7 protein-coding genes and 1 pseudogene are annotated in these 6,408 nt (G+C 64.5%); 6 read left to right on the top strand and 2 right to left on the bottom strand.

Annotation, left to right across the window (positions count from 1 at the left end; translation table 11 throughout):
• A partial coding sequence (locus tag ACK5L9_RS18255) for a phosphomannomutase (RefSeq protein WP_416912882.1) occupies positions 1–1,283 on the bottom strand: 1,283 nt, incomplete at its 3' end.
• A gap of 132 nt (positions 1,284–1,415) precedes the next feature.
• Here ACK5L9_RS18255 and ACK5L9_RS18260 point away from each other — a divergent pair.
• The 6 genes from ACK5L9_RS18260 (at position 1,416) to ACK5L9_RS18285 (ending at position 5,673) form a co-directional block, all read left to right on the top strand.
• Positions 1,416–1,817: a ketosteroid isomerase-related protein gene (locus ACK5L9_RS18260; protein WP_416912883.1), complete on the top strand. Its 402-nt coding sequence runs from the start codon at positions 1,416–1,418 to the stop codon at positions 1,815–1,817.
• Positions 1,814–2,395 (top strand): GNAT family N-acetyltransferase, encoded by a 582-nt coding sequence (locus ACK5L9_RS18265; protein WP_416912884.1) that lies wholly within the window; start codon positions 1,814–1,816, stop codon positions 2,393–2,395. Before ACK5L9_RS18260 ends, ACK5L9_RS18265 begins: the two co-directional genes overlap by 4 nt.
• Positions 2,392–3,255, top strand: a complete 864-nt coding sequence (locus ACK5L9_RS18270) for a carbon-nitrogen hydrolase family protein (protein WP_416912885.1) — start codon at positions 2,392–2,394, stop codon at positions 3,253–3,255. The genes ACK5L9_RS18265 and ACK5L9_RS18270 overlap by 4 nt, the downstream gene beginning before the upstream one ends.
• A gap of 78 nt (positions 3,256–3,333) precedes the next feature.
• Positions 3,334–3,756 (top strand): alternative ribosome rescue aminoacyl-tRNA hydrolase ArfB, encoded by a 423-nt coding sequence (gene arfB / locus ACK5L9_RS18275; protein ID WP_416912888.1) that lies wholly within the window; start codon positions 3,334–3,336, stop codon positions 3,754–3,756.
• A complete protein-coding gene (locus tag ACK5L9_RS18280) occupies positions 3,753–4,205 on the top strand; it encodes an NUDIX hydrolase (RefSeq protein ID WP_416912886.1) in 453 nt (150 codons plus the stop codon). Before arfB ends, ACK5L9_RS18280 begins: the two co-directional genes overlap by 4 nt.
• A 7-nt stretch (positions 4,206–4,212) precedes the next feature.
• A complete protein-coding gene (locus ACK5L9_RS18285; protein ID WP_416912887.1) occupies positions 4,213–5,673 on the top strand; it encodes an inorganic phosphate transporter in 1,461 nt (486 codons plus the stop codon).
• Positions 5,674–5,680: 7 nt separating this feature from the next.
• Here the strand turns inward: ACK5L9_RS18285 and ACK5L9_RS18290 are convergent.
• Positions 5,681–6,408: pseudogene (locus tag ACK5L9_RS18290) on the bottom strand (nicotinate phosphoribosyltransferase); the annotation flags it as partial.

Genomic DNA, 6,408 nt, shown 5'->3' on the forward strand with positions numbered 1-6,408 from the left:
CGCAGGTTGAAGCGCCAGCCCTCGAAGCTGAGCGAAACGCCGTCCAGATCGTCGCGCCCCTTCGCGTCGGGTTCATAGCGGGCAATCAGCCGCGCGATGGCCGCGTCGGGATCGTCGAGGTGGTAATTCGTTTCGCCCGAGGACGGGTAAAGCCGCATCCGTTCCGACAGAAGCTGCGCCAGCGTCTGCCCCTTGCGCGACAGCAGTTCGACCATCAGCAGCCACGGGATCATGCCGCTGTCGCAATAATAGAAGTCGCGGAAATAGTGATGGGCCGACATCTCGCCGCCATAGATCGCGCCGACATCGCGCATCTTGCGCTTGATGAAGGCGTGGCCGGTCTTGCTGACCACGGGTTCGCCCCCGGCCTCTTGAATCATGGCTCGGGTGTTCATGATGACGCGCGGGTCGTGCACGACCTTTTCGCCCGGCGATTTTTCCAGAAAGGCCGCGCCCAGCAGCCCGACGATATATTCACCGGGGATGAAACGACCGTTCTCGTCGAAGAAAAAGCAGCGGTCGAAATCGCCGTCCCATGCGACGCCCAGATCGGCGTTTTCGGCCTTGACCTGCGCGACGGTGGGGGGCTGGTTTTCCGGCAGCAGCGGATTGGGGATGCCGTTGGGAAAGCTGCTGTCCACATTGTGATGCATGCGGATAAATTCCAGCGGTGCGCCACGTTTCTGCAACTCGGCGGCGATGGCGTCGAAGGTGGGGCCCGCGGTGCCATTTCCGGCGTTTACCACGATTTTCATCGGTTTCAGCACCGAGACATCGACGAAATCGGCCATTGCAGTGGCGTAATCGGCGCGGGCATGGCTGAAATCGGTGACGCTGCCTTTGGGCGCGGGCGCAAAATCGCCTGCGGTGGCCAGTTCCACGATGGGCGGCAATTCGGTCGCCGGATCCAGCGGAGCAGAGCCGCGCCCGACGATCTTCATGCCGTTATAGTTGATCGGGTTATGTGAGGCCGTGACCTCGATCCCGCCATCGGTGTCGTGGAATCCGGTGTGAAAATACACCTCTTCGGTGCCCGCCAGACCCAGATCCAGCACATCGGAACCGCCATCGGTCAGCCCCTTTATCAGCGCCGCCGCCAGCTCGGGCGAGCTTGCGCGACTGTCGCGCCCGACCACCACCCGCCTTGCCGCACGCGCCTGCGCAAAGGCGCGTCCGATTCGATAGGCGACATCGGGATCAAGGTTCTTGCCCAGTTCACCACGAACATCATAGGCTTTGAAGCAGGTGATCTCGCGGTGGCCAAGCTTGCTCGGGTCGTCCATGCGTGCGATTCCTTTATGCGCATTTGTCATGATGAGCGCTAACATCCTGACCGCAAAATTCAAGGTCTTGCGGTCGCCCCCTGTCGGTAAGGATAAGACCTTGCCGACACGAGCACAGAAAGGACTGGCCATATGGATAGCAAATCGCTGATTGCCGCCTATTTCGATGCGTTCAATGCGGGCGATACCGACCGCATGCTGGACCTGCTGCATGATCAGGTCGAACATCACGTCAATGAAGGAGAAATCCGCAAGGGCAAGGCATTATTCGCGGAGTTTAATGCACATATGACGGAAAGTTACCGGGAAAACCTGACCGATCTGGTGATTTTCGCCAATGAGGCGGGCGACCGGGCAGCGGCAGAGTTTATCGTGAACGGCACCTATCTGCGCACCGATGCGGGGCTGCCTCCTGCGCGCGGCCAGACCTATCGCCTGCCCGCCGGGTCGTTCTTTTCCATCCGTGACGGCAGGATTTCGCGCGTGACCACCTATTACAACCTTGCCGACTGGGTGAGGCAGGTCAGCGGATGATTACGACCCGGATCCTGACGGGGGACGCGCTGACTGCCGCGCTGGACGACGTGGCGCGGCTGCGTATCGCAGTGTTCCGCGACTGGCCCTATCTCTATGACGGCGACCTGGCGTATGAGCGGCAATATCTGACCGCCTATCAGTCGCCCGGTGCCGTGGTCGTGGCGGCGCTGGACGGAGACCGCGTCGTGGGCGCGGCAACGGGTGCGCCGATGGCCGATCACGCCGACGATTTCGCTGCTGCATTCGCAGGATGGCCCGATCCGTTGTCACAGATCTTCTATTGCGCGGAATCGGTGCTGCTGCCTGAATTTCGCGGGCATGGACTGGGTCATGCCTTCTTTGACGCGCGCGAGGCGCATGCGCGCGGCCTTGGCGCGCGTTACAGCGCCTTTTGCAGCGTGATGCGCCCTGCGGATCACCCCGCCCGGCCAAGGGATTATCGCCCTCTGGATGGGTTCTGGCGCAAGCGTGGCTATGCGCCCATGGCAGGGCGTATAGCAAAGTTTTCTTGGAAAGATCAGGGTGATGCAATAAAAACCCAGAAATCACTTCAATTTTGGATGAGGTCGTTGTGAAGATTGCCGCCGCGGCCTATCCGCTGGACTGGTTCGACAGTTTTGCCGCATATGAGGCCAAGCTGACCCGCTGGGTGAATGACGCCGGAGGTGCCGATCTGCTGGTTTTTCCCGAATATGGCGCGATGGAGCTGGCCTCGCTTGGCGGGCGCGAAATCGCGGGCGATCTTGAGGCGTCGCTGCACGAGGTCGCGCGCCATGCGGACGCTGTCGCAGCGTTGCACCTGCGGCTGACGGCACGGCATGGCTGCCACATTCTTGCGGCTTCCGGACCGGCGTTTCAGGGCGTGCGCCCGTTGAATCGGGCCGTTCTTTATGGCCCTGGCGGGGTGATCGGGCATCAGGACAAGCAGATCATGACCCGGTTCGAGCGTGAAGAATGGGATGTCGCGGGTGCGCCGGGTCTGCGGGTGTTCGACACTGCGCTGGGGCGGATCGGGGTGCTGATCTGCTATGACGCCGAATTTCCGCTGTTGGGCCGTCTGCTGGCCGAGGCCGGGGCGGAACTGATCCTGGTGCCAAGCTGTACCGATACGGTCGCGGGGTTTCACCGGGTGCGGGTAGGCGCGATGGCGCGCGCGCTGGAAAGCCAGTGCGTCGTGGTGCAGTCGCCGACCGTCGGGCCGGTGGATTGGAACGCTGCCATCGACCAGAACCGGGGGCGCGCGGCCTTCTATGCGCCCTCTGACGGATATTGGCCTGAAACCGGAGTCATTGCCGAAGGGCAGATGGATCGTCCCGGTTGGGTTTTCGCCGAAATCGACCTGTCGCGGGTGACTGAAAGCCGCCGGAACGGGGCCGTTCTGCCCTTTACCCATTGGCCGGAATCGCGCGATGTGACGATGATCGGAAAAATGTGACGCTGCGGCCTGCGATTTTTACCTGGAATTTACGTTTCCCGCTTTCAATGCAGGGTGAATAAGCCATATTTTGTGGCCATGCTCTATGTGACTGACAACATAACCATCGAGGAATGGGAGCTTTCGGAACAATTCACCCGGTCGCAGGGACCGGGTGGACAGAATGTGAACAAGGTCGAAACGGCGGTCGAATTGCGGTTCGAGGCGGAACGCTCGCCCAACCTGTCCGAGCCGGTGAAACGGCGTTTGCGGCGGCTGGCGGGGCGGCGCTGGACCACGGACGGGGCGGTGGTGATCCTGGCGCAGGAAACGCGCAGTCAGGCGCGCAACCGCGAACTGGCGCGGGAACGGCTGGCCGAGCTGTTGCGCCGCGCGGCCATCGCACCCAAGCGGCGGATCGCCACGCGGCCCACCTTGGGCAGTCAGCGGCGAAGGCTGAAGGCAAAAACGATCCGGGGACAGGTGAAAAGCCTGCGCGGCAAGGTCGAGGGAGAGGAATGAGCGGGCTGCGCAAATCCATGCGGCTGTTATTGGGACGACGACCTCCGGCATTGCAGGTGGGGGCGCTATGCCTTGATCCGGCCACGCACAAGGTGCTGCTGATCACCAGCCGGGGCACCGGGCGCTGGGTCATTCCGAAGGGTTGGCCGATGGAGGGGCGGACCCTGTCGGGGGCTGCCGCGCGCGAGGCCTGGGAAGAGGCCGGGGTTGGTGGCAGCATCGGGCGCGAGGAAATTGGCCGCTATGGCTATGACAAGGATCAGAACGGCGGCTTTGCCATTCCGATCGAGGTCCGGGTCTTTCCGTTGCAGGTCGAACGCGTCGCCGATGATTACCCCGAGGCGGCGGAACGCAAGCGGCACTGGTTCCCTCCGGACAAGGCGGCGGGGCTGGTCGCCGAACCGGGGCTTCAGCATATCCTGCGCGCCCTTCCCCCGGCGCGGGGCTGAGGGTCGCATGAAAGGCGCGAAGATCAGCGGCGCAAGACATCGCCGGCAGGGATTTCACACGCTGGACAAGGATCTTGGCCGGCTTTCCTATACCGAGATGGCCAAGGCATCGGCCCTGCGCCCGGTGCTGGTGCTGGGACTGGCGGTGCTGGCGCTGGTCGCCGGGCTGATCATGGCCATTGGCATGACCGGCAGGGCGGATCACGCGACCATCAGACTGGGCGCGGGTCTGCTGGTGGCGTGCTGGCTGGGTCTGGCCATCGGGTCGAACGATGTAGCGAACTCGCTGGGTCCGGCGGTCGGCGCGGGGGCCATTGGCATCCTGCCGGGGCTGATCCTTGTCGCGCTGGCCGAGATCGCCGGGGCGGGGCTGGCCGGAGGCGAGGTCACGCATCGGCTGGCCAATGGCATCTTTGACCCCGGCCTGCTGCAACCGGGCGCGCAGCCGCAACTGATGCTGGCCGCGCTGATCGGGGCGGCGGTCTGGATTTCGCTGGCCACGGGGCTGCGCCTGCCGGTCAGCACCTCGCATTCGGTTGTCGGCGCGATCATCGGTGCGTCGTCGGCGGCTCTGGGGGTGTTGTCGGTGAATTGGGGCACGCTTCTGACCATCGCGCTGGGATGGATCCTGTCGCCCGTCGCCGCCGGAGCCGTCGCCGCCGGTGTGCTGATCTTTGTGACCCGGCAGGTTGGCGAGGCGCGCGACCGCACAAGGGCCGCGCTGCTGTGGCTGCCACTGCTGGTCGGCGCTATGGCCGGGTTTTTCATTGCCTATCTTGGCCTGCTGATCGCCGGGCGTTTGCAGGTCGGGGGCTGGCCACCGGTCATTGCGGGGCTGATCGCGGCGGCGGGTGCGGGTTGGGTCATGCGCCTGCGAATCGCTGCCGAGACCCTGCGCCACAAGTCGCGACCGCGCCTGAAATACCTGTTCGCGCCCCCGCTGGTCGCCGGCGCAGCGATCATGGCCTTTGCGCATGGGGCAAACGATGTCGGCAATGTGGCCGGGCCGTTGTCGGCAATCCTGTCCCGCACCGGGGCGGACGGTGGGGTGCCGCTGCCGGTGCTGATGATGGCGGGCGTCGCGATTGCCGCCGGGACGGTGCTGTTCGGGCGCAGGCTGGTGGTCATGGTCGGCGGCGGCATCACCCGGCTGAACCCGGTCAGGGCGTTTTGCGTGTCGTTGGCGACGGGGCTGATCGTGCTGGTCGCCTCGGGGGCGGGGCTGCCGGTCTCGACCACGCATGTCGCCGTGGGCGGCATTTTCGGTGTCGGTTTCGCCCGCGAATGGCTGGAGCGGCGGGTGCAGGCCGGGCACAGGCCCTTTCCGGCCGAGGAAACCCGCCGCCGCCTGCTGGTCCGGCGCAGCCATGTCGTGACGATCAGCATGGCCTGGCTGATCACCGTTCCGGCGACGGCGCTGCTGGGCGGCGGGGCGTGGCTGTTGATTGCCCTGGCGGCCGGGCGCTGAGTTCCGGTCAGACGACGACCTTGTGCTGGGCCTGCGCACCGACGCCGAACACTCGCTTGTAACGCTCGATCTCGGAGGCGGGGCCGGTTGCCTTGGCGGGGTTGTCTGACAGTTTGACGGTGGGCCGACCATTGGCCGAGAACGCCTTGCAGACAAGGCTGAACGGAGCCAGCCCGTTACCCGGCACCAGATTGCGGAAATCGTTGGTCAGCAGCGTGCCCCAGCCAAAGCTGACCTTGACCCTGCCGTGGAACTGGTGATGCAGTTCGATGATTTTGGCGACGTCCAGCCCGTCGGAAAAGATCACCAGCTTTTCGCGCGGATCCTCGCCCCTTTCCCGCCACCAGCGGATCGCGGCTTCTGCACCGCTGGCCGGATCGCCGCTGTCGATACGAATGCCGGTCCAGCCCGCCAGCCAGTCGGGCGCGTGCTTCAGAAAACCCTCGCTGCCATAGGTGTCGGGCAGGATGATGCGCAGATTGCCGTCATGTTCCTCGTGCCAGTCGGCCAGAACCTCATAGGGGGCGCGGTGCAGCGCCGCGTCGTCCGGTGCCAGCGCGGCATAGACCATGGGCAGTTCATGCGCGTTCGTACCGATGGCCTCGATGTCGCGGCGCATGGCGATCAGGCAGTTCGAGGTGCCGGTAAAGCCATGACCCAGCCCCTCGATCATCGCCTGCACGCACCAGTCCTGCCACAGATAGCTGTGCCGCCGTCGCGTGCCGAAATCGGCGA

Origin of the sequence: Paracoccus sp. (in: a-proteobacteria) (genome assembly GCF_047973135.1) — a bacterium.
Taxonomy (GTDB): Bacteria; Pseudomonadota; Alphaproteobacteria; order Rhodobacterales; family Rhodobacteraceae; genus Paracoccus.